Raw genomic sequence first — 22,008 nt, forward strand, 5'->3', positions numbered from 1 at the left:
GCACCGCATGAGCAGTTTTGAATACACCGTCATTCCCGCCCCCGCGCGCGGCGAAAAGGCCAAGGGCGCCAAGACCGGCATCGAACGCTTTGCCGCGACGCTCTCCGACACGCTCAACGACATGGCCCGCGACGGCTGGGAATATGTGCGCGCCGAAACGCTCCCGGCCGAGGAACGCACAGGTTTGACCAGCCGCAGCACGGTCTATCACAATCTTCTCGTCTTCCGGCGCGCGCTCGGGACGGGTGCGACCTATGCCGACCCCGTGCCGGTCGCCCAATTCGTGACACAACCCGCCGCCACCCCGTCGCAGCCCGAGACCGGCGCCCCCTCCGCCACAAGAGGGCCCTTCACCGCCCCCATGCGCGCCGGCGGAAAACCCGGCCCCAAACTCGCCGAGGAAAATCACGCCCGCGCCCGCATTTCGGAACCGCCGCTGACCGCGCCCGAAAGCCCCGCGCCGGAAATCCCGGCGCCCGCCGGCCCGCGCCTTGGCCCGGCCAGCCGCTAGGTCTTTCATGCCCAAATATCCCGGGGTGAGCCCCCGGCACGGGGGCGAGGGGCAGCGCCCCTGATCCTACCAATGCGGCGGACGCTGATCGGCCAGCGGGATCGTCCCGCCCTCGGTTTCGCGATCCGCCTCGCGCTCCATGAGCATGCCGACCCGGCGCGTCAGACGCGCGATCTCACCTTCCTGCCGGGCGACGATGGCCGACAGATCCTCGGTCAGCCGGGTCAGATGCGCGACCGCCTCTTCCAGATGCAGGACCCGTTCGCTCTGCCCGTTCCCGTGCTTGTCCATGCATCCTCCATCCGCTAGACCCCGGCATGGACAAGCCCGAGGCAGACCATGGCGAAAGATCAAAAGAAACAACCCCGGCCCAAGGCGGAAACGCCCAAGGGGTTCATCGACTATTTCGGCGCGGATGTGACCGAACGCAAGCAGATGCTGGACCGCATCGCCGAAATCTATCATCGCCATGGATTTGAACCCCTTGAAACCAGCGCCGTCGAAACGGTCGAGGCGCTGGGGAAATTCCTGCCGGATGTGGACCGCCCCAATGCCGGCGTCTTTGCCTGGCAAGAGGCCGAGGTCCCCGGAATTGGTCAGGGCGGGGGGGGCGCCGGTGACTGGCTGGCCCTGCGCTATGACCTGACCGCGCCTTTGGCCCGCGTCGCGGCGCAGTTCCGCAATGATCTGCCATCCCCCTATCGCCGCTATGCGATGGGGCCGGTCTGGCGCAATGAAAAGCCGGGACCGGGCCGGTTCCGGCAATTCTATCAATGCGATGCCGATACCGTGGGCAGCGCCTCGGTGGCGGCGGATGCGGAGATTTGCGCCATGCTGGCGGCGGCGCTGGAACATGCCGGCATCCAGCGCGGCGACTATCTGATCCGCATCAACAACCGCAAGGTTCTGAATGGCATTCTCGACGCCATGGGCGTCGATGCCGGCACCCCCGCCGATGACGTGCTGCGCACCATCGACAAATTCGACAAGATCGGCGAGGCGGGCGTGCGTCAGCTGTTGACCACGGGCCGCAAGGACGACTCCGGCGCCTTTATCGACGGCGTGGGCCTCAGGCCCGAACAGGCCGATCCGGTCATCGCCTTCCTGACCTCGAAAGGCGCGGACAATGCCGCCACGCTGGCCAATCTGCGTGCGGCGGTCGGCGGATCCGTGATCGGGGCCGAGGGCGTCGATGAACTTGCGCAGATCGCCGACATGCTCGCCGCCATGGGCGTGAAAGAGGATCGCGCCGTCATCGACCCATCGATCGTGCGCGGCCTTGGCTATTACACCGGCCCGGTTTTCGAGGCCGAGCTGACCTTTGAAATCCTCGACGACAAGGGCCGCAAGCGCCAGTTCGGATCGGTTGCCGGCGGCGGGCGCTATGACGGGCTTGTCGAACGCTTCACCGGGCAAAAGGTCCCGGCGACGGGCATCAGCATCGGCGTAGACCGCCTTTTGGCCGCGCTGCGCGCCAAGGGGCTGATGGGGGGAACCGATCAGGGCCCGGTCGTCGTCACCGTCATGGACCGCGACCGCATGGCCGATTATCAGGCCATGGCAACTGAGCTGCGCGCCGCCGGCATCCGTGCCGAGGTCTATCTGGGCAATCCGAAAAACTTTGGCAACCAGTTGAAATATGCCGATAAACGCAACGCGCCCGTGGCCATCATCCAGGGCGGGGACGAGGCGGCGCGTGGCGTCGTGCAGGTCAAGGACCTGATCCTTGGCGCAAGGATCGCGCGCGATGCCAGCCATGAGGAATGGAAGGCCCAGCCCGCCCAGACCGAGGTCGCGCGCAAGGATCTTGTTGCCGAAGTCCGGCGTATCCTCGGATGAGCAAGACGGCGAAACAGGCCATCGGCCAAAAGATCCTCGCGGCCTTTCGCGCCGCCGGCGCGACCGAGGTGGCCCCCGATATCCTTTTGCCCGCCGAAACCCTTCTAGATCTTTATGGCGAGGATATCCGCGCCCGCGCCTATGTCACCCAGGACCCGATCCGGGGCGAGGTGATGCTGCGCCCGGATTTCACCGTGCCGGTCGTGCAGATGCATATGGAAAACGGCGCCGAGCCCGCGCGCTATTGCTATCTGGGCGAGGTCTTTCGCAAACAGGATCACGGCGACACCCGGCCCGAACATCCGCGCGACAATGAATATCTGCAAGCCGGGTTCGAGCTTTTCGCCCGCGACGCCGATGCCGATGCCCAGGTTTTCGCGCTGTTTCACGACATCCTCGCGCCGCTGAACCTGCGCGCGGCGATGGGGGATATGGATCTGCTCATGGATGCGGTGCGGGCGCTGCCGCTGTCGGGGGCACGCCGCGCGGCGCTTTTGCATCATATCTGGCGGCCCGGGCGCTTTGCCCGGCTGCTCGCACGCTTTGCCGCGGCGCCCGCGCCGCGCAATTTCGCCGATGCCACAGCACCCTGGACCGGGCTGCGCAGCCCCGCCGAGATGCAGGCCCGCATCGACCGGCTCGAGGCGGACGCGGCCGAGATGCCGCTTTCCCCGCAATGGGTCGCCCGTCTGGAACGGCTTTTCGCCGTTCAGGCCCCGGCCCCCGAGGCGCTGCGCCAGCTGCGCGCCATCGCCACCGAAATTCCCGATATCGCCGGGGCGGTCGACCGGCTGGAACGCAATCTGGCGCTGCTCTCGGATCGCGGCGTCGATGTGGGCGGCATCCATTTCGATGCCAGCCATGGCCGGCACACGATGGAATATTACGATGGCATGACCTTCAGCTTCAGCGCGCCGGACCGGCCCGACTGGCCGCCCGTCGCCTCGGGCGGGCGCTATGACGCGCTGGCGGCGGTGCTGGGACAGGCGCAGGGCCGCGCCATCCCGGCGGTGGGCGGCATCATCCGCCCCGGACTTGTGCTTGAACTTGGCGGCCGGATTCTGGGGGAACGGGCATGATCCGGCTGGGCGTGCCGTCCAAGGGGCGGCTGATGGAACAGAGCTTCGACTGGTTCGCGCAGCGCGGCGTGCGGCTGTCGCGGATGGGGTCGGATCGCGAATATGCCGGCCGCGTCGAGGGGGCTGAAAACGTCTCGCTCGTGCTGTTGTCGGCGGGCGAGATCCCGCGCGAATTGCAGGCGGGCCGCATCCATCTGGGCGTGACGGGCACGGATCTGATCCGTGAAAAGCTGGCCGGCTGGCGCAGCCATGTCGAGGAACTGGCCCCGATGGGTTTCGGCCATGCCGATCTGATCCTGGCCGTTCCCGCCTGTTGGCGCGATTGCGAGACGCTGGACGATTTCGCCACCATCGCCCGCGATTTCCGCGCCGAGCACGGCTTTCGGCTGCGCATCGCGACCAAATATCACCGGCTGGTGCGGGCCTGGCTTTCGGATCACGAGGTCGCGGATTACCAGCTGGTCGACAGCCAGGGCGCGACCGAGGGCACGGTGGCGAACCTGACCGCCGAGGCGATTGCCGACATCACCTCATCGGGGGAAACGCTGCGCGCCAATCACCTGAAGGTGCTGGACGGGACGCCGATCCTGCGCTCGCAGGCGACGCTTTTGCGATCCCTCGCGGCGGGCGACGCGGATGAGCTGGGCGTCTTTACGGCCCGGCTGGGGCTTTAGGGGCGGCGGCGCGAAACCCGCGCCCGGTCTCATGCGTTCGGTGGCGAACCGGACGGAGAAACCCATGCGCCTGACAGCCCTGCTTTTGATCCTTGCGGCAAGCCCCGCGCTCGCATCCTCGGAAGGGGCATGGGACGAATTCCGCGCCAAGGTCGAAGACGCCTGCGCCGCGCTTGCCCCCGATGAGGGCGGCGAAACCGTGATCGAGGTGAACCCCTTTGGCTCGGAAAGCTATGGCGCGGCGCTTTTGATCACCAGCCATGCCGACGGATCGGCCGACCGCTATGTCTGTATCTATGACAAGCGGGCAGGGACGGCCGAATTGACCGCGCCCTTTACGCCACCAGCCGAGGTGACCGAAATCGAGGCCACCCCTTCGGGCGAGATCGGGGCCGTGCCCAACGAAAAAACCGATGCGCATCTGGTCGGGGACGGCACCGGCAAGGGCAACTGAAACGGCCCTATTCCGCCGCCAGCCCGACCAGCGCGCGGGCGAAATCCCGCGCGTCGAACGCGTCCAGATCGTCGATCTGTTCGCCCACGCCGATGGCATGAATGGGCAGCCCAAAGCGGTCGGCCAGCGCCACCAGAACGCCACCGCGCGCGGTCCCGTCCAGCTTGGTCATCACCAGCCCGGACACATCGGCCAGCTTTTGAAAGGTCTCGACCTGGCTCAGCGCGTTCTGGCCGGTGGTCGCATCCAGCACCAAAAGGGTGTTGTGCGGGGCGGAGGGATCCTTTTTGCGGATGACGCGGACGATCTTGGCCAGCTCCTCCATCAGATCCTGACGGTTTTGAAGGCGCCCGGCAGTGTCGATCATCAACAGATCCGCGCCCTCGGCCTCGGCCCGGGTCATCGCGTCAAAGGCCAGGCTGGCGGGATCCGATCCTTCGGGCGCGGTCATGACCGGCACGCCGGCGCGCCGGCCCCAGACCTGCAACTGCTCGACGGCGGCGGCGCGGAACGTGTCACCGGCGGCGATCACCACATTCTTGCCCGCCGCCTTGAACTGGCTGGCAAGCTTGCCGATGGTCGTGGTCTTGCCCGAGCCGTTCACCCCCACGACCAACACCACCTGCGGGCGTTTGGGATAGATCGGCAGGGGCTTGGCCACCGGGGTCATGATGCGCGCGATCTCGCCGGCCAGCAGCTCTTTCAGCTCGGTCGCGGAAATGCGCCGGCCCAGACGGCCCTCGGCGATATTGGCGGTGACGCGCAGCGCGGTCTCTACGCCCATATCGGCCTGGATCAGCATTTCCTCGAGCTCTTCGAGCATCTCGTCGTTGAGTTCGCGCCGGGGCTCGGCCTCGCCCTCACGGCCCAGGATGCGGTCCAGCATCCCCGGCCGCGCCGCCGGCTGCGGCGCCTGCGCGGGCGCGGCGATCTCGGCCGGCTTGCCGTCATCCTCGACCGCGCCCTCGGCCACGATATCGTCCAGCCCCGCCCCGATCTTCGAGGAAGATCGCGTCAGCCGGTCGCGCAGTTTCGAGAAAAACGACATGCACCCATCCTTCTGCCAGTCGCGCGAAACCTAAGGTTTCTCGACCCAAAGGAAAAGGGCGCCCCGACGGCGCCCCTTCTTCTTCATGCAAATATCCCGGGGTGTGGGGCAGCGCCCCACGAACCGCGCGATCAGGCCTTGCCCAGATAGATATCGACCAGCTTGCCCAGCATCTCCAACGCATCCTCGCGCGAGCGCTGGAAGCTGTTGCGCCCGATGATCGAGCCGTTGCCGCCGCCGTCGCGGATGGCGCGGGCATCGTCAAAGACCGCATCCGCGCCCTTGGCCGCGCCGCCCGAAAACACCACGATGCGGCGCCCGTTAAAGGATGCCTGCATGCAATGCGCCACGCGCTTGGCCTGGGTGGCGATGTCGATCTTCTTGTCCTCATAGACCTTTTTGGCCTCGGGCAGCATCAGGTGATCGGTCGACAGCTTGATCTTGATGATATGGGCGCCGATCAGCGCCGCGATCTGTGCGGCATAGGCGGCGATGTCGATGGCCGTTTCGCCGTCCTTGGTGATGGCCTCGCCACGCGGATAGGACCAGATCACGGTCGCCACGCCCTTGGCCGCGGCTTCCTTGCGCATCTCGACGATCTCTTCGAACATGTCGAGCGCAAGGTCCGAACCCGGATAGATGGTAAAGCCGATGGCCGAACAGCCCAGCCGCAGCGCATCGTCGACCGAGGCGGTGATCGCCTGATTCTTGCCCGCCGTGTCCGACATCAGCGAATTGGCCGAGTTCACTTTCAGGATCGTCGGGATCTGGCCGGCAAAGGTGTCGGCGCCCGCCTCGATCATGCCCAGCGGCGCGGCATAGGCGTTCAGACCGGCATCGATGGCCAGCTGATAGTGATAATGGGGATCATAGCCGGCCGGGTTCGGCGCAAAGCTGCGCGCGGGGCCATGTTCAAAGCCCTGATCGACCGGCAGGATGATCATCTTGCCGGTGCCTGCCAGCTTGCCGGTCATCAGCATGCGCGCCAGCTGCGCCTTGACGCCGGGAGCTTCGCCCTCGTAGTTGGCCAGAATCTTGCGAACGGTATCGGTCATCTGCATCGGGAACTCCATTTACAATTGCCGGCTGCTTAGCAGACCGGTGCTCAGGGGCAATCAGGATTGCGCTAACGGAACCCGATGCGGATCGCCTGCGTTGAAAAGATACCAATATGGGGGAAAATCCCATGGCCAACGAAGATCCTGACAGCATCCCCGAACAGATCCGCCAGAACCGGCCGTTCTTCATGGTGCTGGGCCTGGCGATCGCCATCGCGATCGGGGCCTTTCTCTATGTGCTCTTTACCGACCCCGAGGCCCATGATGTCGGGCGCAACATGCCCCCGACCATGAATGCCCCGGCGGCGGGTGCCCCGACCACTGATGCCCCGACCACTGATGCCCCGACCACCGATGCCCCGACCACCGGCACCCCGGCGGAGGGTGCCGCAGGCGGCACCGCTGCGGCTACGGGCACGCAAACCGAATCCGGCGCGGCCGCCCCCGCGAACTGAGGCCACGCCGATCCCGGATGCCGGCGCCCCGCCTTGGGGCGGTGCGTCCCTTTTGTCGCCGCCACACCGCATTCCGGGACAAACTAAAGGGGGGCGGTCATGGGCATCATGTCGCGGATCGTGCCCGCCCCAAAGCCGCAGATGACGAAAAAGGGGGCCGTACGGCCCCCTTGTCCCAAATCCGTTCCGGCCGGTGGCCTCAGCGCTTTTGCAGGGCCGCGACGCCGGGCAGGGTCTTGCCCTCCATCCATTCCAGAAACGCGCCGCCGGCGGTCGAGATGAAGGTGAAATCCCCGGCGACGCCGGCCTTGTTCAGCGCCGCGACCGTATCGCCGCCGCCCGCGACCGAAACCAGCCTGCCCTCGCGCGTCAGCTCGGCCGCGGCCTTGGCGGCGGCATTGGTGGCGGCGTCAAAGGGCGGGATCTCGAACGCACCCAAGGGGCCGTTCCAGATCAGCGTGCGACACATCTCGAACACGCCGCGAATGGCGTCGACCGTCTGCGGGCCGGCATCCAGTATCATCGCATCGGCCGGGCATTCCTCGTCGGGCAGCACCTCATGGGCGGCACCCGCCTTGAATTCGCGCGCCACCACCACGTCGACGGGCAGATGGATCGCGCAGCCGGTCTTTTCGGCCTTTGCCATGATCTCGCGCGCGGTGTCGGCCATGTCGCGTTCGGCCAGCGATTTGCCGACCTCGGCGCCCTTGGCGACCAGAAAGGTATTGGCCATGCCGCCGCCGATGATCAGGTGATCGACCTTTTCGATCAGGTTCGACAAAAGTTCGAGCTTGGTCGAGACCTTGGCGCCCCCGACCAGCGCGGCCACCGGGCGCACCGGATCGCCAAGCGCGGCGTTCAGGGCATTGAGCTCGGCCTCCATCAGGCGGCCGGCGGCGGCCGGCAACAGCCTGGCCACGCCCTCGGTCGAGGCATGGGCGCGGTGCGCGGCCGAAAACGCGTCGTTCACATAAACCTGACCCAATGCGGCGAGCGAGGCGGCAAAGGTCGGGTCGTTCGCTTCCTCACCCGGATAGAAACGGGTGTTTTCCAAAAGCAGGATGTCGCCCGCGCTCAGATCGGCGGCCGCGCGCTTGGCCGGCCCGCCGATGGCCTCGTCCGAGAATTTCACCGTCTGGCCAAGCGCATGTTCCAGCGCCGGCAGCACGATCCGCAGGCTCATGCTGTCGACGCGCTTGCCCTTGGGCCGGTCGAAATGCGCCATCAGCACCGGGATGCCGCCCTTGGCCTGGATATCCTTGATGGTCGGCACGATCTTTTCGATGCGGGTGGCATCGCTGACCTGACCGTTTTCGACAGGGACATTCAGGTCCACGCGAACAAGCACCACCTTGCCGTCAAGGTCCAGGTCGTCGATCGTGTTGAAATCCGCCATGTCGCATCCTTTCCTGATGGGTTCACGCGCCCGTGCGCGGGTTTTCCCGCATCATGACATTGCCGTCAACCACGAGGCGCAAACCGACCGGCGGCAACCCGCGCGCCGCGGTGGCGTTGTCTGTCGCGGATGAAATGCGTAAGTCTCATTGCGAACCATGACGAAGGAGAGTCCCATGGCCGAGATCAAGGATCCCGAGAACACGGTCATCATCGAGCTTAAGGATGGCCCGGTGGTGATCGAGCTTTTGCCCGACGTGGCCCCCAAACATGCCGAGCGGATGAAGGAACTGGCGCGCGCCGGGAAATATGACAACGTGGCGTTCCACCGCGTCATCGACGGCTTCATGGCCCAGACCGGCGATGTCGAACATGCGAATATGGAAAACAACTATAATCCGGGCCGCGCCGGGACCGGGGGATCGGACCTGCCGGACCTGCCGGCCGAGTTCTCGCGCCTGCCGCATGACCGTGGCACGCTGGGTGCCGCGCGCTCGATGAACCCCAACAGCGCCAACAGCCAGTTCTTCATCAACTTCAAGGACAACCATTTCCTGAACGGCCAATATACCGTCTATGGCCGCGTCATCGAGGGCATGGAACATGTCGACAAGATCGTCCGCGGCGAGCCGCCGGCGAACCCGGACCGGATGATCTCGGTCAAGGTGGCTGCCGATGTCCAGTAAGCTGCTGATCCCCGCGCTCATCCTTGCCGCTGGCGCCGCGCAGGCCGAGGGCCTGCCCGGGGTGAGCGACGGCCCCGGCCCGAATCTGGTGATCGAGGTCGCCGACAGCGCCGGTCAGTCCAAGGGCAAGATCGTTCTGGACCTGTACAAGGACAAGGCCCCGAAACATGTCGAGCGTCTGGTGACGCTGGCGAAATCGGGGGCCTATGACGGGGTGGTGTTCCATCGCGTGATCGACGGCTTCATGGCCCAGACCGGCGATGTCGCCCTTGGCAAGCAAGGCGGCGACACGACCCGCGCCGGCATGGGCGGCTCGAACATGCCCGACCTTCAGGCCGAATTCAACGATGTCAGCTTTCAGGCCGGCACCGTCGGCATGGCGCGTTCGCAGGACCCCAATAGCGCCAACAGCCAGTTTTTCATCGACCTTGCGCCCGCGACATTCCTTGATGGGCAATATACCGTCGTCGGCCAGCTGGTCGATGGCTGGGAGGTGCTGAACGCTGTCAAAAAGGGCGATCCGGCCGCCAATGGCGCGGTGATCGACCCCGATTACATGATCAAGGTCACCGTTCAGGAGTGATCGGCGCATCTGCCCGACAGACCGCCCAAGGCCCCGCGCATCCGTCGCGGGGCCTTTTCCTTTCGAGGCCTGCCCGCCGGATGCGGCGCCGTGCTTGCCCTGGACCGGGCGCCAGGGGTAAGGGGGGCCATGACCAAGCTTTACATCGACGCTGATGCCTGTCCCGTGAAAGCCGAGGCCGAGCGTGTCGCGACCCGCCTGTATGTGCCCATGGTGCTTGTCTGCAATGGCGGGCTGCGGCCATCGGCCAATCCGCTGGTGTCGCTGGTGATCGTCGATCAGGGCCCGGATGTCGCCGATCAGTGGATTGCGGCGCATTGCGGGCCGGGGGATGTGGTGGTGACCTCGGACCTGCCGCTGGCCGATCGCTGCATCAAGGCCGGCGCGCAGGTGATCCAGCCCAATGGCGAGGTGCTGACCCAGACGAATATCGGCCCGCGTCTGGCCACGCGCGACCTGATGCAGGACATCCGGGCCGCAAACCCCTTTCATCAGGGCGGCGGGGCCGCGTTTTCGAAAGCGGACCGGTCGTATTTCCTGCAATCTCTGGACCGGGTGCTGATGGCGGCGCGGCGCGCATCCGGGGCCTGATCGCGCTTTGCCGAAACCCGTGGAAATCGCCGCGGATTTCGTAAGGAAATTGTAATATTTCAACCCCTAGAATGCCTCATGTTTGACATGAGGTTGGTCATGAAACTTCGCCAGGGGTACAGCGGCGCGCAGATTTCGCTGCATTGGATCATCGCGGTCCTGATTCTGTTCAACTATATCTATAGCGACGGCATGGGGCGCGCGCTCGATGCGCGTCTGGAAAACACCCCGCTTCCGCAATTGGGCATCAATCCGGCGATCCATGTCTGGGTCGGGGTGGCTGTTCTGTTGCTGTGCGCGCTTCGCCTTGGCCTGCGGCTGGGGGGCGGGGCGCCCGCGCCGGGCGGTTCGGGGCTGATGCAAAGCGCCGCCGCTTGGGGGCACCGTTTGCTTTATGCGCTGATGTTTCTGGTGCCGCTGGCGGGGGCGATCACCTGGTTCGGCGGGGTCGAGGCGACGGGCGATCTGCATGCCGTGCTCGCCAATGCCTTGCTGGTCGTGGCGGGGGGACACGCGCTGGTGGCGATCTATCATCAATTCGTCATCCGTGACGGGCTTTTGGCCCGGATGACGCGCCCCGGCAGCATGTAGCGGCCGGACAGGCAAGGGCGGCGGTGTTCCGTTGCCAGACCCCCGTTTGCGCGCAAGCGTGGTCGCGGTCATGGTCACGGGCACCGGGACAGGAACGAAAAAGGCCGGGTGTTACCCCGGCCCGCCTGTTTATCCCAATTGCACCATGCGGTGCTTTTTCTTTCCGACCGAGACTTTCAGCCCGTCCCCGATCAATGCTGCATCCACGGCCAGTTGCGGGTCGCTGACCGCTTCGTTGTTCAGCCGCAGGCCGCCCTCGGCGATCAGGCGCTTGGCCTCTTTCCCCGAGGCGGTGATGCCGGTCTGGGTCAGCAATTGCACGATCGCCATCGGCAACAGCGCGCCGCTGATCGTCGCCACCTCAAGATCGCCGCCGGCGCCGCCCTGTTCGAACACCTCGCGGGCTGTGGCTTCGGCACTGGCCGCGGCTTCGGCGCCATGCAGCAGCGTGGTGACCTCATTGGCGAGGATGATCTTGGCTGCGTTGATTTCCGACCCCGACAAGGCGCCGAGCCGGTCGCATTCCGCCACCGGCAGATCGGTGTAAAGCTTCAGGAAACGCCCGACATCGGCATCGGTCGAGTTGCGCCAGAACTGCCAGAACTCATAGGGCGACAGCATCGCCCCGTTCAGCCAGACCGCGCCGCCCGCCGATTTGCCCATCTTGCGCCCGTCCGAGGTGGTCAGCAAAGGCGAGGTCAGGCCCCAGATCTCGCCGTCCAGCACCCGCCGGGTCAGGTCGATCCCGTTGACGATATTGCCCCATTGATCGGAGCCGCCCATCTGCAAGCGGCAATCATAGCGCCGATAAAGTTCCAGAAAGTCATAGGCTTGCAGGATCATATAGTTGAATTCAAGAAAGCTCAGCGACTGTTCGCGATCCAGCCGCGACTTGACCGATTCAAAGGACAGCATGCGGTTCACGCTGAAATGGCGGCCGATATCGCGCAGGAAATCCAGATAGTTCAGGCTGTCGAGCCATTCGGCATTGTTCAGCATCATCGCGCCGCCGTCGCCGTAATCCAGATAGCGGGCAAAGACCTGTTGCATGCCGTCGATATTCGACTGGATCGCATCCGGGGTCAGCAGCGGGCGTTCCTCGCTGCGGAAGCTGGGATCGCCCACCTTGGTGGTGCCGCCACCCATCAGCGTGATCGGACGGTTGCCGGTTTTCTGGAACCAGCGCAGCATCATGATGTTCAAAAGATGCCCGACATGCAGGCTGGCCGCCGTCGCATCATAGCCGATATAGGCCGTGACCGGACCGTCGATCAGAGCGTCGTCCAGCGCCTGCAGATCGGTGCAGTCCGCCAGATAGCCGCGTTCCGTCATGACATGGAGGAATTCGGATTTGGCACGGTAGGTCATGGGCTGTTCCTTTCGAATGGCGCGGATATACCGGGGGAAAGGGCAAAGGGAAAGCCATGACACAGGCAATGACGCGGGCGCTGGGGATGATGTCGGGCACCTCGCTGGACGGGGTGGATGCGGCATTGATCGAAACCGACGGCGTGCGCATCGCGGGTTTCGGCCGCCATGCCTATCGCGCCTATTCGGGCAATGAATCCGCCGTGCTGCATGCCGCGCTGGGGCAATGGCCGGGCGGGCCGGACGTTGCGGGGGCCGGCGCGCTGTCGGTCGCGGCCCATGCCGCGCTGGCCGACGGTTTCCCCGAGGCCGAGCTGATCGGCTATCACGGCCAGACGCTGGCCCATGATCCCGCCGGGCGCGGCACGCATCAGGCGGGCGACGGCGCCGCGCTGGCGCGCAGGCTCATGCGCCCGGTGGTCTGGGATTTCCGGTCCGAGGATGTGCGTCAGGGGGGCGAAGGCGCGCCGCTTGCGCCGTTCTTTCACTGGGCCTGCGCGGAATGGGCCATGGGGCAGGGGCATCTGCCCCGTGCGCCGGTGGTGTTTCTGAATCTGGGCGGGGTGGGCAATCTGACCTGGGTCGATCCGGCCGCCCCCGCCCCCGAGGCGCCGGGGGCCTGCATCGCCTTTGACACCGGCCCGGCCAATGCGCCGCTCAACGACCTGATGCGGGCGCGGCGCGGGCTGGCCCGGGACGAGGGCGGCGCGCTTGCGGCGCGGGGCCGGCCCGATGAGGGGGTGATCGCCCGCTTTCTGGCGCATCCCCATTTCGCCCGGCCTTTGCCGAAATCGCTGGATCGCGACGCGTTCCCGGATCTGCTGGCCGAGGTCGCGGGCCTGTCGGATGCCGATGCGGCGGCGACGCTGACCCATGCGGCGGCGGCGGCGGTGGCGGCGGGGGTGGCGCTGTTGCCGCGCGCGCCGGAACGGGTGCTGGTCTGCGGGGGCGGGCGGCACAATCGGGCGATGATGGCGGCGCTGGCGGCGCGGCTCACCCCCTGCATCGCCCCGGTCGAAGAGGCGGGTCTCGATGGCGACATGCTGGAGGCACAGGCCTTTGGCTGGCTGGCGGTGCGGGTGATGCGGGGGCTGGCCACGTCCGGGCCCGGCACGACCGGCGCGCCGGGGCCGGTCTGCGGCGGCCGGATCAGCCATCCTCGGCGCCTATCCGCCATGTGATCGCGCCGTGTTCGCGGACCGGGGAACGATGCCGGCACGGGGACGTTGTTGCCTCATCGAACGGCATGCGCCGTTTCAGACGACGATCAACGAAAAAGGACATGGTCCATGAAACCACTTGTCATTGCCGCAGCCACGCTTGCCCTTGCGGGCGCCGCTTTCGCACAGGCCGAAAGCCAGACCCCGCCCGCCGCCGTGACCGAACAGGTCGAGGGCACCGCCGCCGCCATGGGCGATGCCGCGGCCAAAGCCGCCGATGATGCGGCCGCCGCCGCCGACAAGGCCGCCGAGGCCGCCCAGAAAGCCGCTGCCGCCGCCGAGACCACCGCCGCCGATGCGGCAGCGATGGCCGAGGATATGGGCGAAGACGCAGCCCTTGCCGCCGATCAGGCGGCCGAGGATGCCGCCGCCGCCGCCGATCAGGCCGCCGATGACGCGGCCATGGCCGCCGACAACGCCGCCAGCGGCGTGGGCAAGGCGGCAGAGAACGCAGCCGAGGATGCGGGTGCCGCCGCCGATGAGGCCGAAATGGCCGCCGACGCGGTCACCGAGGCCGTGCCGCAGGTGACGCCGCCCGATGTGAACCCCCCCGCGATTTCCGAGGCCGAGCCCGGCGTTCTCAGCAGCTGGGTGACCAGCCGCCGGATCTGGACGACCGGCCAGCCCTCGGCGACCGAATGGGTCGATCCCATGCTTCAGGAACGTCCCGCCGAATGGCAGGATATCGCCAAGGTCAACGACATCGTTCTGGATGATTCGGGACAGGTTGTCGGCTATATCGCCGATATCGGCGGCTTTTTGGGCATCGGCGCGAAGAAGGTGCTTTTGGGAACCGATGCGATTCACCTGCTGAGCATCGGCAATGACACGTTCTTTGTCACCAATTACACCAAGCAAGAGCTCGAGGCGCTGCCCGACTTTGACGAAAAGACCGTGCGCAAATAGACGCGCAGACCGGCATCCGGCGGTTTCCGGGCGTCCCTTCGGGGGCGCCCTTCATTTTTCCGCAAGATCGGCCTTGACGGGGGCGGGTGGCGTGCGTAAACCCCCTCGCACCCCGGACGGCGATCTGGGGAAAGTGGTCTGCGCGGTTGTAGCTCAGTTGGTTAGAGTACCGGCCTGTCACGCCGGGGGTCGCGGGTTCGAGCCCCGTCAACCGCGCCACCACCACTTTGAATATCGCCGGAAAAGATGCGCGGTTGTAGCTCAGTTGGTTAGAGTACCGGCCTGTCACGCCGGGGGTCGCGGGTTCGAGCCCCGTCAACCGCGCCATTTCCCTTTCATGTTCCGGCAGCGATCGGCACCCGTCAGGGTGGATCGAATATTGTTTTTTGGGCGCTGGCCTTGCTTTTAGGACATGTCGGCAAGGGCGATCAGGGGCTTTTCAACCGGTCCCAATTCCCTATGCTGGCCAACAATCACGACGGAGGGCGTCATGGCACGCGGAATCGATTACGGTGGAATGATGCACCGCGCCATGCAGCGGTTGATCGCCGATGTCTTGCAGGCCGTGGCCGATGAGGGGCTGCCGGGCGATCATCATTTCTTCATCACCTTCGATACCCGCGATTCGGATGTCGAGATGGCCGACTGGCTGCGCGAGCGCTATCCCGAAGAAATGACCATCGTCATCCAGCATTGGTTCGAAAACCTGACCATCACGCCCGAAGGCTTTCATATCACGCTGAATTTTGGCAATTCTCCCGAACCGCTTTACGTTCCCTTCGACGCCTTGCGCACCTTTGTCGATCCTTCGGTGGAATTCGGCCTGCGCTTTGAAAACCACGAAGAGGATGACGAGGGCGACGAGGACGATCTGGACGACGAATCCGCGCTTGACGTCGAAGACGACGATGAGCCGACCGAAGAGCGCCCCAAGGGCGGCGCCGAGGTGGTCAGCCTGGACAAATGGCGCAAATAGCCCGTCATCACCCTGTCACCTGCAAGCAATAAAGGCGGTCTCGGCATTTTTGCAGGAGGCCGCCTTGTCCGATCTGTCGCTGTTCATCCGCCAGTTTCTGCGCCGTCCCTCGGAGGTGCGCGCCATCGCGCCCACTGGACGCGCCACCGCCCGCGAAATGGCGCGCGCGGTCACCCCGGCCATGGGCGCCGTGGCCGAAATCGGCGCGGGCACCGGCACCATTACCCAGGCGATCCTCGATCGCGGCCTGCCGCCCGAACGGCTTGAGCTTTATGAACTGAACGCCGCGTTTTGCGACCGTTTGCGCCAGCGCTTTCCCACCGTGCGGGTCCATAACCTGCCGGCGCAGGAAATGGTCAATGTCGGGCGCGGTCCCTTTGACGCGGTGATCTCGGGGGTGCCGACGCTGCCGATGCCCGATGCGCTGCAAGCCGCCATTGTCGGCGCGGCGCTTGAGATGATGAAACCCGGCGCGCCCTTCGTCCAGATCACCTATGGCCCGGTCGCGCCGCTATCCGAATCCGTGCGCCGCCGCTTTGGGCTAAGCCATATGAAAAGCCCGCGCATCTGGAACAACCTGCCGCCGGCCCGGGTCTATATCTTTCGCCAGAGCCGCGCCTGGTGCGGGGATGCGGACTGTCAGCGCTAACTGCATACATTCGCATACTATTTGCGAATCTTGTGCGCTGCGGCTAAAACCCACGCGAAACCGTGAGGGATGATTTCCATGACCAAGACCCGCACCGAAACCGACAGCTTCGGCCCGCTTGAGGTTCCCGCCGACAAGTATTGGGGTGCGCAAACCCAGCGTTCGATCATCAATTTCCCCATCGGCTGGGAAAAACAGCCCGTCGCCATCGTGCGCGCGCTTGGCGTCATCAAGCAGGCGGCGGCACAGGTGAACATGGCCACCGGCAATCTGGACCCGGCCATCGGCAAGGCCATGGTCGAGGCCGCGTCCGAGGTCGTGGCGGGCAAGTTCGACGACAACTTCCCGCTGGTCGTCTGGCAGACCGGTTCGGGCACGCAGTCGAACATGAACGCCAACGAGGTGGTCAGCAACCGCGCCATCGAAATTCTGGGCGGCGTGATGGGGTCGAAAAAGCCCGTCCACCCGAATGACCATGTGAATATGGGCCAGTCCTCGAACGACACGTTTCCGACCGCGATGCATGTCGCCATCGCCATGCAGGCGCGCGACGTGCTGATCCCGGGGCTGGAAAAGCTGCACAAGGCGTTGTTGGCCAAGTCGGTCGAGTTCAAGGACATCATCAAGATCGGTCGCACCCATACGCAGGACGCAACGCCCCTGACGCTCGGTCAGGAATTCGGCGGCTATGCCCATCAGGTCGAGAAGGGCATCGAGCGGGTCAAGCTTGCCCTGGGCGACATCTATGAGCTGGCGCAGGGCGGCACCGCCGTCGGCACCGGGCTGAACACGAAAAAGGGCTGGGACACGGCGATTGCCGCCGAGATCGCCAAGATCACCGGCCTGCCTTTCGTGACCGCGCCGAACAAGTTCGAGGCGCTGGCCGCGCATGATGCGATGGTGTTCTTCTCGGGCGCGCTGAAGACGGTCGCCGGCTCGCTGTTCAAGATCGCCAATGACATGCGTCTGTTGGGTTCCGGACCGCGTTCCGGTCTGGGCGAGCTGATCCTGCCGGAAAACGAGCCGGGTTCCTCGATCATGCCGGGCAAAGTGAACCCGACCCAGGCCGAGGCGCTGACCATGGTCTGTGCCCATGTCATGGGCAATGACGCGGCCATCGGTTTCGCCGGTTCGCAGGGTCATTTCGAGCTGAACGTCTATAACCCGATGATGTCCTATAACGTGCTGCAATCCATGCAGCTTTTGGGCGATGCGGCGGGGTCCTTCACCGACAATATGGTCGTGGGCACCCAGGCTAATATTCCCCGCATCGACAAGCTGATGAAGGAATCGCTGATGCTGGTGACGGCGCTTGCGCCGACCATCGGCTATGACAACGCCACCAAGGTCGCCAAGACCGCGCACAAGAACGGCACCACCCTGCGCGAAGAGGCGATCGCCCTTGGCTTTGTCGATGGCGAGACCTTTGACCGGGTCGTGCGCCCGGAACTGATGGTCGGTCCCGAGGACTGATCGCTTGAATGATCGCTGAATGGGGGGGCGCGCGGGGACATCCGCGCGTCTTTTCGTTTCGGGGCATGGCTGTTGGCGCCGGATGCGGGGGCCGATGCCTGTCCGGGTGAAATGCCTATAATGTATAAATAATTCGGGCGGATTTGCGATGCCTCGGCAGGTTTCGACGGCTTGCCGCTTTATTGCAGACCGGCCGCGATATTTCGCTTGATGAACCGTTCCGTTTTCTCCCTAATTGCGCGCAACGGCCGAAGGGCAGGCGGTCGGATGGCGGTTTTCAAGCTGGTTTCCCCTATGTCGCAGATCACCAATCTCAACCGTTTCCGAAAGCAAAAGGCCCGCGACGAGGCCCGCGACAAGGCCGGTATCCGCGCAGCCAGCTTTGGCCGGACCAAGGCGCAAAAGGCTGCCGAGGCGGATGCCAGTGCCCGTGCCGCCCGCCATCTGGACGCCCATCGCCGCACGCCCGAAGGTGCCGCCGGCGGGGATCAGGCGGATGGCGGCGATGAGTGATCTGCAAGCCGCCCTGCCGCCAATGTCGGCGCCGGTCAAGCGTTCGGTGACGATTGGCGGGCACCGGACCTCGGTCAGTCTTGAGGACGGCTTCTGGTCCGAGCTGAAGCTGATCGCGCGCCGTCGCGGCGAAACCGCCGCTGCGCTGATCGCCCGCATCGACAGCAGACGCCCCGCCGATGTCGGTCTGGCGACCGCGCTCAGGCTTTATGTGCTGGCCGATCTGCGCCAGATACTTGCAGCACGGGGTCCGGCTGACTAAAAGCGCCAGCGATACGTTTCAAAAAATCTGGAAAGCACCATGGCAGGCCATTCCAAATGGGCCAACATCCAGCACCGGAAAGGGAAGCAGGACAAGCTTCGTTCCAAGCTGTTTTCGAAGCTGGCCAAAGAGATCACCGTTGCGGCGAAAATGGGCGATCCCGACCCCGACAAGAACCCCCGGCTGCGGCTGGCGGTGAAAGAGGCCAAGTCGAATTCCGTCCCCAAGGACGTGATCGACCGCGCCATCAAGAAATCGCAGGGCGGCGATGCCGAAAACTATGACGAGATCCGTTATGAGGGCTATGGCCCCGAGGGTATCGCCATCATCGTCGAGGCGATGACCGACAATCGCAACCGCACCGCGTCCAATGTCCGCAGCTATTTCACCAAGCATGGCGGCGATCTTGGGCAGACGGGTTCGGTCAATTTCATGTTCGACCGCAAGGGCGAGATCATGTATTCCGCCAGTGCTGGCGACGCCGATACGGTCATGATGGCCGCCATCGAGGCCGGGGCCGAGGATGTGGAAAGCGACGAGGACGGTCACTGGATCTATACCTCGGACACCGATCTGAACGAGGTTTCGACTGCGCTTGAGGCCGCTCTTGGCGAATCCGAGACCGCCAAGCTGATCTGGAAGCCGCAGGCGCCCACCGAGATCACCGATCTGGAAACGGCGCAGAAGCTGATGAAGCTGATCGACACGCTGGAAGAGGACGATGACGTCCAGACCGTGACCGGCAATTTCGACCTTTCGGACGACGTGGCCGCCCAGCTGTAAGCTTGGCTGCCTCCGGCGGGGATATTTAAGTGAAGAAGAAATCAGGGTCGCAGTTCCGCTGCGGCCCTTTTTCGGATTGCGGCGGTCAGAGGGGCGAGGGCGGGCGCCACGGCGCGCTGAACATGCCAGTAAAGCGGGACATCCAGCGGCCGGTCCGCGATCAGCGCATGCAGGTGGTTCCGGCGGCGCGCATCGCCTGACATGGCGTCGGGGATCATGCCCCAGCCTAGCCCCAGTTCGACCGCGCGGGCGAAGGCCTCGGACGAGGGGATGATATGGCCGGTCAGGCGCAGGCGCCGGGGCGTGACCTGCCGGGCCCAGCGGATCTGAAGCTGGTCCTTGGCGTTGAAGGTGATGGCGGGGGCGTGGCGCAGGGCGGTTTCGGTGATCCCGTCGGGGAAATGCCGGGCGATGAAATCCGCGGTCGCGAGTGCCTGATAGCGCATGGCCCCGAGCGACAGGGCGTCGCATCCCGGCACCGGGTCGGGATCCGAACTGATCGCCGCCGAGACCTGTCCCTGGCGCAGCCAGTCGCGGGCATGATCCTGATCGTCGATGACGATGTCGTAGCTGACCGGCAGGCTGGGCATGCATTCGGGAAACCAGGTTGCCAGGCTGTCGGCGTTGATGGCCAGGCGCAGGACGGCGGGGCCGGCCTCGGGGCGCAGATCCGGGGCGAGGCTTTGTTCGAGAAGCCGCACCTGATCGAGATGCTGCATCAGCCGCAGCCCGGCGGGCGTGCCGGTGGCGGGCGGGCCGCGATGGATCACGACCTGTCCCAGCCGTTCCTCAAGCCCCTTGATGCGTTGCGAGATGGCCGAGGGCGTCACGCCAAGCGCCGTGGCCGCCGCCTCGAACGAGCCGCGTCGGATGATTTCGCTGAGCGCGCTCAGGGCGGGATAGTCGAGCATTAGACAATCTTAATTTGGATAATAATTATGAATTTGCCTGAATGCGCGGCGACTGGCAAGACGGCAGCGAAGGAGAAACGCCATGCACGCCTATCTTGCCGGTCTCGGGACCTCATTGTCGCTGATTGTCGCCATCGGGGCACAGAACGCCTTTGTGCTGAAACAGGGGCTGCTGCGTCAGCATGTCTTTGCCACCTGCGCCTTTTGCGCATTGTCGGATGCGTTGCTGATCAGTGCGGGCGTGCTGGGCGCCGGTGCCATCGCGGCAAGTGCGCCATGGTTTCTGTGGGCGATGCGCTGGGGCGGGGCGGCCTTTCTGCTGGTTTATGGCGCGCGCGCCTTTCGCGCCGCGTGGCGGGGCGGCGAGGGCTTGCGCGCGGGGCAGGGCGAGGTCGCCCTTGGGGCGACCATGGCGGTGCTGGCGGCGCTGACCTGGCTTAACCCGCATGTCTGGCTGGATACGGTGGTGCTTTTGGGGTCCATCTCGTCGGGTTGGCCGGACAAGACCGGGTTTCTGATGGGGGCGGTGTCCGGTTCGGTGATGTTCTTTTTCGCGCTGGGATATGGGGCGCGGCTTTTGGCGCCGCTGTTTGCGCGGCCGGTCGCGTGGCGGGTGCTGGATGCGCTGGTCGGGCTGGTCATGTGGGCGATTGCGCTGGGACTGATCATCAAAGGCTGACTTTGGGGGCTGATCGTTGGGGGCTGCACCCTTGCGCCGGGGCGTTATGCCGGGCAGGGTCCGGTTCCATGACGACGACGACGACGGCACGCGCGCGCAGTGATCTGACCGGCATCCTGTGGATGCTGATGGCGGGGCTGTGTTTCGTCGCCGTGAACGGGACCGTGCGCTGGCTGGGCCAGGCGCTGCCCGCGGCCGAGGGGGCGTTCATCCGCTTTGTCTTTGGCCTGATCTTTCTGGTGCCGGCGCTTTTGCCGGCCCTGCGGCGCGGGTTTTCGCCGCGTATCTGGGCGCTTTTCGCGCTGCGCGGCGGGTTGCATACGCTGGCGGTGGTGCTTTGGTTTTTCGCCATGGCGCGGATCACCGTGGCCGAGGTCACCGCCATCGGCTTTCTGAACCCGATCGTCGTCACCATCGGGGCGACGCTCTTGATGGGGGAACGCATTTCTTGGCGCCGGGCGCTGGCGATTGCGGTGGCGCTGGCGGGGGCGATGATCGTGCTGCGGCCGGGGCTGCGGGCGCTTGCGCCGGGCCATCTCGCGCAGCTGGGGGCGGCGGTGACCTTTGGCGCCTCATATCTTGTGGCCAAGCGGCTGTCGGAACAGGTGCCGGCCTCGGTCGTGGTGGCGATGATGTCGCTGACCGTTTGCATCGGGCTTGCGCCGTTGGCGGCGCTGAACTGGGTGCCGCCCAGCGGGGTTCAATGCGCGGTGCTGGCCTGTACGGCGATCTTTGCCACTGCGGGGCATTATGCGATGACGCGCGCCTTTGCCGCCGCGCCGTTGACGGTGACTCAGCCGGTCACGCTGTTGCAATTGCTATGGGCGGCGCTTCTGGGGGCGCTAGCATTCGGCGAGCCGGTGGATATCTGGGTTCTGACCGGCGGCGCGGTGATGATCGGGGCGATCAGCTATATCACCTGGCGCGAGGCGCGGCTGCGGCGGGATGCGATCACCCCGCCGCCTGGTGCCTAGGGCCATCGGCGCCCGTCATGGGTCACGACCGGCCATTTGTCCCGGGGCGCAAGCCCGATATCGCGCCGGATATGATCAGAAAGGTGGTCCAGCGGCGGCGGTCTTGCGCGGCGCCGACGCATGGCCGCGGCCAGAAACGCCCAGAAGACCACGGTCAGGCCGTGGGTCTGGATCAACTCGTCCATGGGGGTGCGGAGATCGCGCCGGTGGTGCGGAAGTGCTGCGTTCATATCGTTCACCGCCTGCTTGCGCAGCGCGGTCCTCAGATTGATGAAAGTGGTGCCGGATCAAGATGAGGACGACGTGCAAAACAGGATCGCTCGGTCCCGG

General features: G+C 65.4%; 27 protein-coding genes and 2 tRNA genes. 22 read left to right on the forward strand and 7 right to left on the reverse strand.

All coding sequences use genetic code 11. The features are described from left to right. The first annotated feature begins 7 nt into the window (after positions 1-7). Positions 8-511, forward strand: a complete 504-nt coding sequence (locus ACFOMH_RS13150; protein WP_377744976.1) for a DUF4177 domain-containing protein — start codon at positions 8-10, stop codon at positions 509-511. Positions 512-577: 66 nt separating this feature from the next. Here ACFOMH_RS13150 and ACFOMH_RS13155 read toward each other — a convergent pair whose 3' ends face one another. After that, on the reverse strand, positions 578-802 hold the full coding sequence (locus ACFOMH_RS13155; protein WP_374423386.1) for a SlyX family protein: 225 nt from the start codon (positions 800-802) through the stop codon (positions 578-580). Positions 803-850: 48 nt separating this feature from the next. Here ACFOMH_RS13155 and hisS point away from each other — a divergent pair, with 48 nt between their 5' ends. The 4 genes from hisS to ACFOMH_RS13175 all read left to right on the forward strand — a co-directional run bounded on the left by hisS (position 851) and on the right by ACFOMH_RS13175 (position 4,557). Beyond that, positions 851-2,350 carry a histidine--tRNA ligase gene (gene hisS, locus ACFOMH_RS13160; protein ID WP_377744977.1) on the forward strand — a complete coding sequence of 500 codons (1,500 nt, stop codon included), beginning with the start codon at positions 851-853 and terminating at the stop codon, positions 2,348-2,350. Further along, complete coding sequence (locus ACFOMH_RS13165; protein WP_377744979.1) at positions 2,347-3,429, forward strand: ATP phosphoribosyltransferase regulatory subunit; 1,083 nt, start codon at positions 2,347-2,349, stop codon at positions 3,427-3,429. Before hisS ends, ACFOMH_RS13165 begins: the two co-directional genes overlap by 4 nt. Continuing rightward, positions 3,426-4,103, forward strand: a complete 678-nt coding sequence (gene hisG / locus ACFOMH_RS13170; protein WP_374424495.1) for an ATP phosphoribosyltransferase — start codon at positions 3,426-3,428, stop codon at positions 4,101-4,103. The genes ACFOMH_RS13165 and hisG overlap by 4 nt, the downstream gene beginning before the upstream one ends. A gap of 64 nt (positions 4,104-4,167) precedes the next feature. Beyond that, positions 4,168-4,557 carry a hypothetical protein gene (locus ACFOMH_RS13175; protein ID WP_377744981.1) on the forward strand — a complete coding sequence of 130 codons (390 nt, stop codon included), beginning with the start codon at positions 4,168-4,170 and terminating at the stop codon, positions 4,555-4,557. Between the two features lie 7 nt (positions 4,558-4,564). Here the strand turns inward: ACFOMH_RS13175 and ftsY are convergent, their stop codons facing one another. After that, positions 4,565-5,605 carry a signal recognition particle-docking protein FtsY gene (gene ftsY / locus ACFOMH_RS13180; RefSeq protein WP_377744983.1) on the reverse strand — a complete coding sequence of 347 codons (1,041 nt, stop codon included), beginning with the start codon at positions 5,603-5,605 and terminating at the stop codon, positions 4,565-4,567. Between the two features lie 131 nt (positions 5,606-5,736). After that, complete coding sequence (locus tag ACFOMH_RS13185; RefSeq protein WP_377744984.1) at positions 5,737-6,666, reverse strand: class I fructose-bisphosphate aldolase; 930 nt, start codon at positions 6,664-6,666, stop codon at positions 5,737-5,739. A gap of 125 nt (positions 6,667-6,791) precedes the next feature. On the opposite strand from ACFOMH_RS13185, the gene ACFOMH_RS13190 reads away from it, so the two are divergent. Next, positions 6,792-7,118: a hypothetical protein gene (locus tag ACFOMH_RS13190; RefSeq protein ID WP_377744986.1), complete on the forward strand. Its 327-nt coding sequence runs from the start codon at positions 6,792-6,794 to the stop codon at positions 7,116-7,118. 199 nt (positions 7,119-7,317) lie between these two features. Here the strand turns inward: ACFOMH_RS13190 and ACFOMH_RS13195 are convergent, their stop codons facing one another. Then, positions 7,318-8,514: a phosphoglycerate kinase gene (locus ACFOMH_RS13195; RefSeq protein WP_374424487.1), complete on the reverse strand. Its 1,197-nt coding sequence runs from the start codon at positions 8,512-8,514 to the stop codon at positions 7,318-7,320. A 175-nt stretch (positions 8,515-8,689) separates the two neighbouring features. On the opposite strand from ACFOMH_RS13195, the gene ACFOMH_RS13200 reads away from it, so the two are divergent. The 4 genes from ACFOMH_RS13200 to ACFOMH_RS13215 all read left to right on the forward strand — a co-directional run bounded on the left by ACFOMH_RS13200 (position 8,690) and on the right by ACFOMH_RS13215 (position 10,964). Then, entirely contained in the window at positions 8,690-9,199 is a 510-nt protein-coding gene (locus tag ACFOMH_RS13200; protein ID WP_374424485.1) for a peptidylprolyl isomerase, read from the forward strand. Then, positions 9,189-9,782 (forward strand): peptidylprolyl isomerase, encoded by a 594-nt coding sequence (locus ACFOMH_RS13205; RefSeq protein ID WP_374424483.1) that lies wholly within the window; start codon positions 9,189-9,191, stop codon positions 9,780-9,782. The genes ACFOMH_RS13200 and ACFOMH_RS13205 overlap by 11 nt, the downstream gene beginning before the upstream one ends. Before the next feature lie 129 nt (positions 9,783-9,911). Next, a complete protein-coding gene (locus tag ACFOMH_RS13210) occupies positions 9,912-10,373 on the forward strand; it encodes a YaiI/YqxD family protein (RefSeq protein ID WP_377744989.1) in 462 nt (153 codons plus the stop codon). Positions 10,374-10,472: 99 nt separating this feature from the next. Then, positions 10,473-10,964: a cytochrome b gene (locus ACFOMH_RS13215; RefSeq protein ID WP_374424480.1), complete on the forward strand. Its 492-nt coding sequence runs from the start codon at positions 10,473-10,475 to the stop codon at positions 10,962-10,964. A gap of 129 nt (positions 10,965-11,093) precedes the next feature. On the opposite strand, the gene tyrS is transcribed toward ACFOMH_RS13215, so the two are convergent. Further along, on the reverse strand, positions 11,094-12,332 hold the full coding sequence (tyrS, locus tag ACFOMH_RS13220) for a tyrosine--tRNA ligase (protein ID WP_374424479.1): 1,239 nt from the start codon (positions 12,330-12,332) through the stop codon (positions 11,094-11,096). A gap of 56 nt (positions 12,333-12,388) precedes the next feature. On the opposite strand from tyrS, the gene ACFOMH_RS13225 reads away from it, so the two are divergent. The 10 genes from ACFOMH_RS13225 to ACFOMH_RS13270 all read left to right on the forward strand — a co-directional run bounded on the left by ACFOMH_RS13225 (position 12,389) and on the right by ACFOMH_RS13270 (position 19,114). Beyond that, positions 12,389-13,513, forward strand: a complete 1,125-nt coding sequence (locus ACFOMH_RS13225) for an anhydro-N-acetylmuramic acid kinase (RefSeq protein ID WP_377744990.1) — start codon at positions 12,389-12,391, stop codon at positions 13,511-13,513. 108 nt (positions 13,514-13,621) lie between these two features. Further along, positions 13,622-14,458: a PRC-barrel domain-containing protein gene (locus ACFOMH_RS13230; protein ID WP_377744992.1), complete on the forward strand. Its 837-nt coding sequence runs from the start codon at positions 13,622-13,624 to the stop codon at positions 14,456-14,458. Between the two features lie 142 nt (positions 14,459-14,600). Then, positions 14,601-14,677 (forward strand) — tRNA-Asp (locus ACFOMH_RS13235). Positions 14,678-14,708: 31 nt separating this feature from the next. Next, positions 14,709-14,785, forward strand: a tRNA-Asp gene (locus ACFOMH_RS13240). A gap of 163 nt (positions 14,786-14,948) precedes the next feature. Continuing rightward, positions 14,949-15,434: an SspB family protein gene (locus tag ACFOMH_RS13245; RefSeq protein ID WP_374424474.1), complete on the forward strand. Its 486-nt coding sequence runs from the start codon at positions 14,949-14,951 to the stop codon at positions 15,432-15,434. A gap of 64 nt (positions 15,435-15,498) precedes the next feature. Beyond that, on the forward strand, positions 15,499-16,083 hold the full coding sequence (locus ACFOMH_RS13250; RefSeq protein ID WP_374424472.1) for a class I SAM-dependent methyltransferase: 585 nt from the start codon (positions 15,499-15,501) through the stop codon (positions 16,081-16,083). 78 nt (positions 16,084-16,161) lie between these two features. Next, positions 16,162-17,556 carry a class II fumarate hydratase gene (fumC, locus tag ACFOMH_RS13255; RefSeq protein ID WP_377744995.1) on the forward strand — a complete coding sequence of 465 codons (1,395 nt, stop codon included), beginning with the start codon at positions 16,162-16,164 and terminating at the stop codon, positions 17,554-17,556. A 267-nt stretch (positions 17,557-17,823) separates the two neighbouring features. Further along, positions 17,824-18,069, forward strand: a complete 246-nt coding sequence (locus ACFOMH_RS13260) for a DUF4169 family protein (protein WP_377744997.1) — start codon at positions 17,824-17,826, stop codon at positions 18,067-18,069. Next, a complete protein-coding gene (locus ACFOMH_RS13265) occupies positions 18,062-18,331 on the forward strand; it encodes a ribbon-helix-helix domain-containing protein (protein ID WP_374424467.1) in 270 nt (89 codons plus the stop codon). The genes ACFOMH_RS13260 and ACFOMH_RS13265 overlap by 8 nt, the downstream gene beginning before the upstream one ends. Before the next feature lie 39 nt (positions 18,332-18,370). Then, positions 18,371-19,114 (forward strand): YebC/PmpR family DNA-binding transcriptional regulator, encoded by a 744-nt coding sequence (locus ACFOMH_RS13270; protein ID WP_374424465.1) that lies wholly within the window; start codon positions 18,371-18,373, stop codon positions 19,112-19,114. Between the two features lie 41 nt (positions 19,115-19,155). On the opposite strand, the gene ACFOMH_RS13275 is transcribed toward ACFOMH_RS13270, so the two are convergent. Then, positions 19,156-20,025, reverse strand: coding sequence for a LysR family transcriptional regulator ArgP (locus ACFOMH_RS13275; RefSeq protein WP_374424464.1), 870 nt, complete (start codon positions 20,023-20,025; stop codon positions 19,156-19,158). Positions 20,026-20,107: 82 nt separating this feature from the next. Between ACFOMH_RS13275 and ACFOMH_RS13280 the strand changes: the two genes are divergently transcribed. Next, the gene (locus ACFOMH_RS13280) at positions 20,108-20,704 is read left to right on the forward strand and encodes a LysE/ArgO family amino acid transporter (protein WP_374424462.1); all 597 of its coding nucleotides are present in this window, start codon (positions 20,108-20,110) and stop codon (positions 20,702-20,704) included. 68 nt (positions 20,705-20,772) lie between these two features. Next, entirely contained in the window at positions 20,773-21,678 is a 906-nt protein-coding gene (locus ACFOMH_RS13285; RefSeq protein ID WP_377744999.1) for a DMT family transporter, read from the forward strand. Here the strand turns inward: ACFOMH_RS13285 and ACFOMH_RS13290 are convergent. Then, a complete protein-coding gene (locus ACFOMH_RS13290) occupies positions 21,675-21,908 on the reverse strand; it encodes a hypothetical protein (RefSeq protein ID WP_377745001.1) in 234 nt (77 codons plus the stop codon). The two genes, ACFOMH_RS13285 and ACFOMH_RS13290, sit on opposite strands and share 4 nt — an antisense overlap. Between the last annotated feature and the right edge of the window lie 100 nt (positions 21,909-22,008).

It is taken from the genome of Paracoccus mangrovi (genome assembly GCF_042648425.1).
GTDB classification, from domain to species: domain Bacteria; phylum Pseudomonadota; class Alphaproteobacteria; order Rhodobacterales; family Rhodobacteraceae; genus Paracoccus; species Paracoccus mangrovi.

Excerpts from the sequence above, each read along its gene's own strand:
- hisS (WP_377744977.1), top strand. The coding sequence starts at position 851 with ATGGCGAAAGATCAAAAGAAACAACCCCGGCCCAAGGCGGAAACGCCC.
- ACFOMH_RS13205 (WP_374424483.1), top strand. The coding sequence starts at position 9,189 with ATGTCCAGTAAGCTGCTGATCCCCGCGCTCATCCTTGCCGCTGGCGCC.
- ACFOMH_RS13190 (WP_377744986.1), top strand. The coding sequence starts at position 6,792 with ATGGCCAACGAAGATCCTGACAGCATCCCCGAACAGATCCGCCAGAAC.
- fumC (WP_377744995.1), top strand. The coding sequence starts at position 16,162 with ATGACCAAGACCCGCACCGAAACCGACAGCTTCGGCCCGCTTGAGGTT.
- hisG (WP_374424495.1), top strand. The coding sequence starts at position 3,426 with ATGATCCGGCTGGGCGTGCCGTCCAAGGGGCGGCTGATGGAACAGAGC.
- ACFOMH_RS13175 (WP_377744981.1), top strand. The coding sequence starts at position 4,168 with ATGCGCCTGACAGCCCTGCTTTTGATCCTTGCGGCAAGCCCCGCGCTC.
- ACFOMH_RS13165 (WP_377744979.1), top strand. The coding sequence starts at position 2,347 with ATGAGCAAGACGGCGAAACAGGCCATCGGCCAAAAGATCCTCGCGGCC.
- ACFOMH_RS13200 (WP_374424485.1), top strand. The coding sequence starts at position 8,690 with ATGGCCGAGATCAAGGATCCCGAGAACACGGTCATCATCGAGCTTAAG.
- ACFOMH_RS13290 (WP_377745001.1), bottom strand. The coding sequence starts at position 21,908 with ATGAACGCAGCACTTCCGCACCACCGGCGCGATCTCCGCACCCCCATG.
- ACFOMH_RS13245 (WP_374424474.1), top strand. The coding sequence starts at position 14,949 with ATGGCACGCGGAATCGATTACGGTGGAATGATGCACCGCGCCATGCAG.
- ACFOMH_RS13265 (WP_374424467.1), top strand. The coding sequence starts at position 18,062 with ATGAGTGATCTGCAAGCCGCCCTGCCGCCAATGTCGGCGCCGGTCAAG.
- ACFOMH_RS13230 (WP_377744992.1), top strand. The coding sequence starts at position 13,622 with ATGAAACCACTTGTCATTGCCGCAGCCACGCTTGCCCTTGCGGGCGCC.
- ftsY (WP_377744983.1), bottom strand. The coding sequence starts at position 5,605 with ATGTCGTTTTTCTCGAAACTGCGCGACCGGCTGACGCGATCTTCCTCG.
- ACFOMH_RS13210 (WP_377744989.1), top strand. The coding sequence starts at position 9,912 with ATGACCAAGCTTTACATCGACGCTGATGCCTGTCCCGTGAAAGCCGAG.
- ACFOMH_RS13260 (WP_377744997.1), top strand. The coding sequence starts at position 17,824 with ATGGCGGTTTTCAAGCTGGTTTCCCCTATGTCGCAGATCACCAATCTC.
- ACFOMH_RS13285 (WP_377744999.1), top strand. The coding sequence starts at position 20,773 with ATGACGACGACGACGACGGCACGCGCGCGCAGTGATCTGACCGGCATC.
- ACFOMH_RS13270 (WP_374424465.1), top strand. The coding sequence starts at position 18,371 with ATGGCAGGCCATTCCAAATGGGCCAACATCCAGCACCGGAAAGGGAAG.
- ACFOMH_RS13195 (WP_374424487.1), bottom strand. The coding sequence starts at position 8,514 with ATGGCGGATTTCAACACGATCGACGACCTGGACCTTGACGGCAAGGTG.
- ACFOMH_RS13280 (WP_374424462.1), top strand. The coding sequence starts at position 20,108 with ATGCACGCCTATCTTGCCGGTCTCGGGACCTCATTGTCGCTGATTGTC.
- ACFOMH_RS13185 (WP_377744984.1), bottom strand. The coding sequence starts at position 6,666 with ATGCAGATGACCGATACCGTTCGCAAGATTCTGGCCAACTACGAGGGC.
- ACFOMH_RS13155 (WP_374423386.1), bottom strand. The coding sequence starts at position 802 with ATGGACAAGCACGGGAACGGGCAGAGCGAACGGGTCCTGCATCTGGAA.
- ACFOMH_RS13225 (WP_377744990.1), top strand. The coding sequence starts at position 12,389 with ATGACACAGGCAATGACGCGGGCGCTGGGGATGATGTCGGGCACCTCG.
- ACFOMH_RS13215 (WP_374424480.1), top strand. The coding sequence starts at position 10,473 with ATGAAACTTCGCCAGGGGTACAGCGGCGCGCAGATTTCGCTGCATTGG.
- tyrS (WP_374424479.1), bottom strand. The coding sequence starts at position 12,332 with ATGACCTACCGTGCCAAATCCGAATTCCTCCATGTCATGACGGAACGC.
- ACFOMH_RS13275 (WP_374424464.1), bottom strand. The coding sequence starts at position 20,025 with ATGCTCGACTATCCCGCCCTGAGCGCGCTCAGCGAAATCATCCGACGC.
- ACFOMH_RS13150 (WP_377744976.1), top strand. The coding sequence starts at position 8 with ATGAGCAGTTTTGAATACACCGTCATTCCCGCCCCCGCGCGCGGCGAA.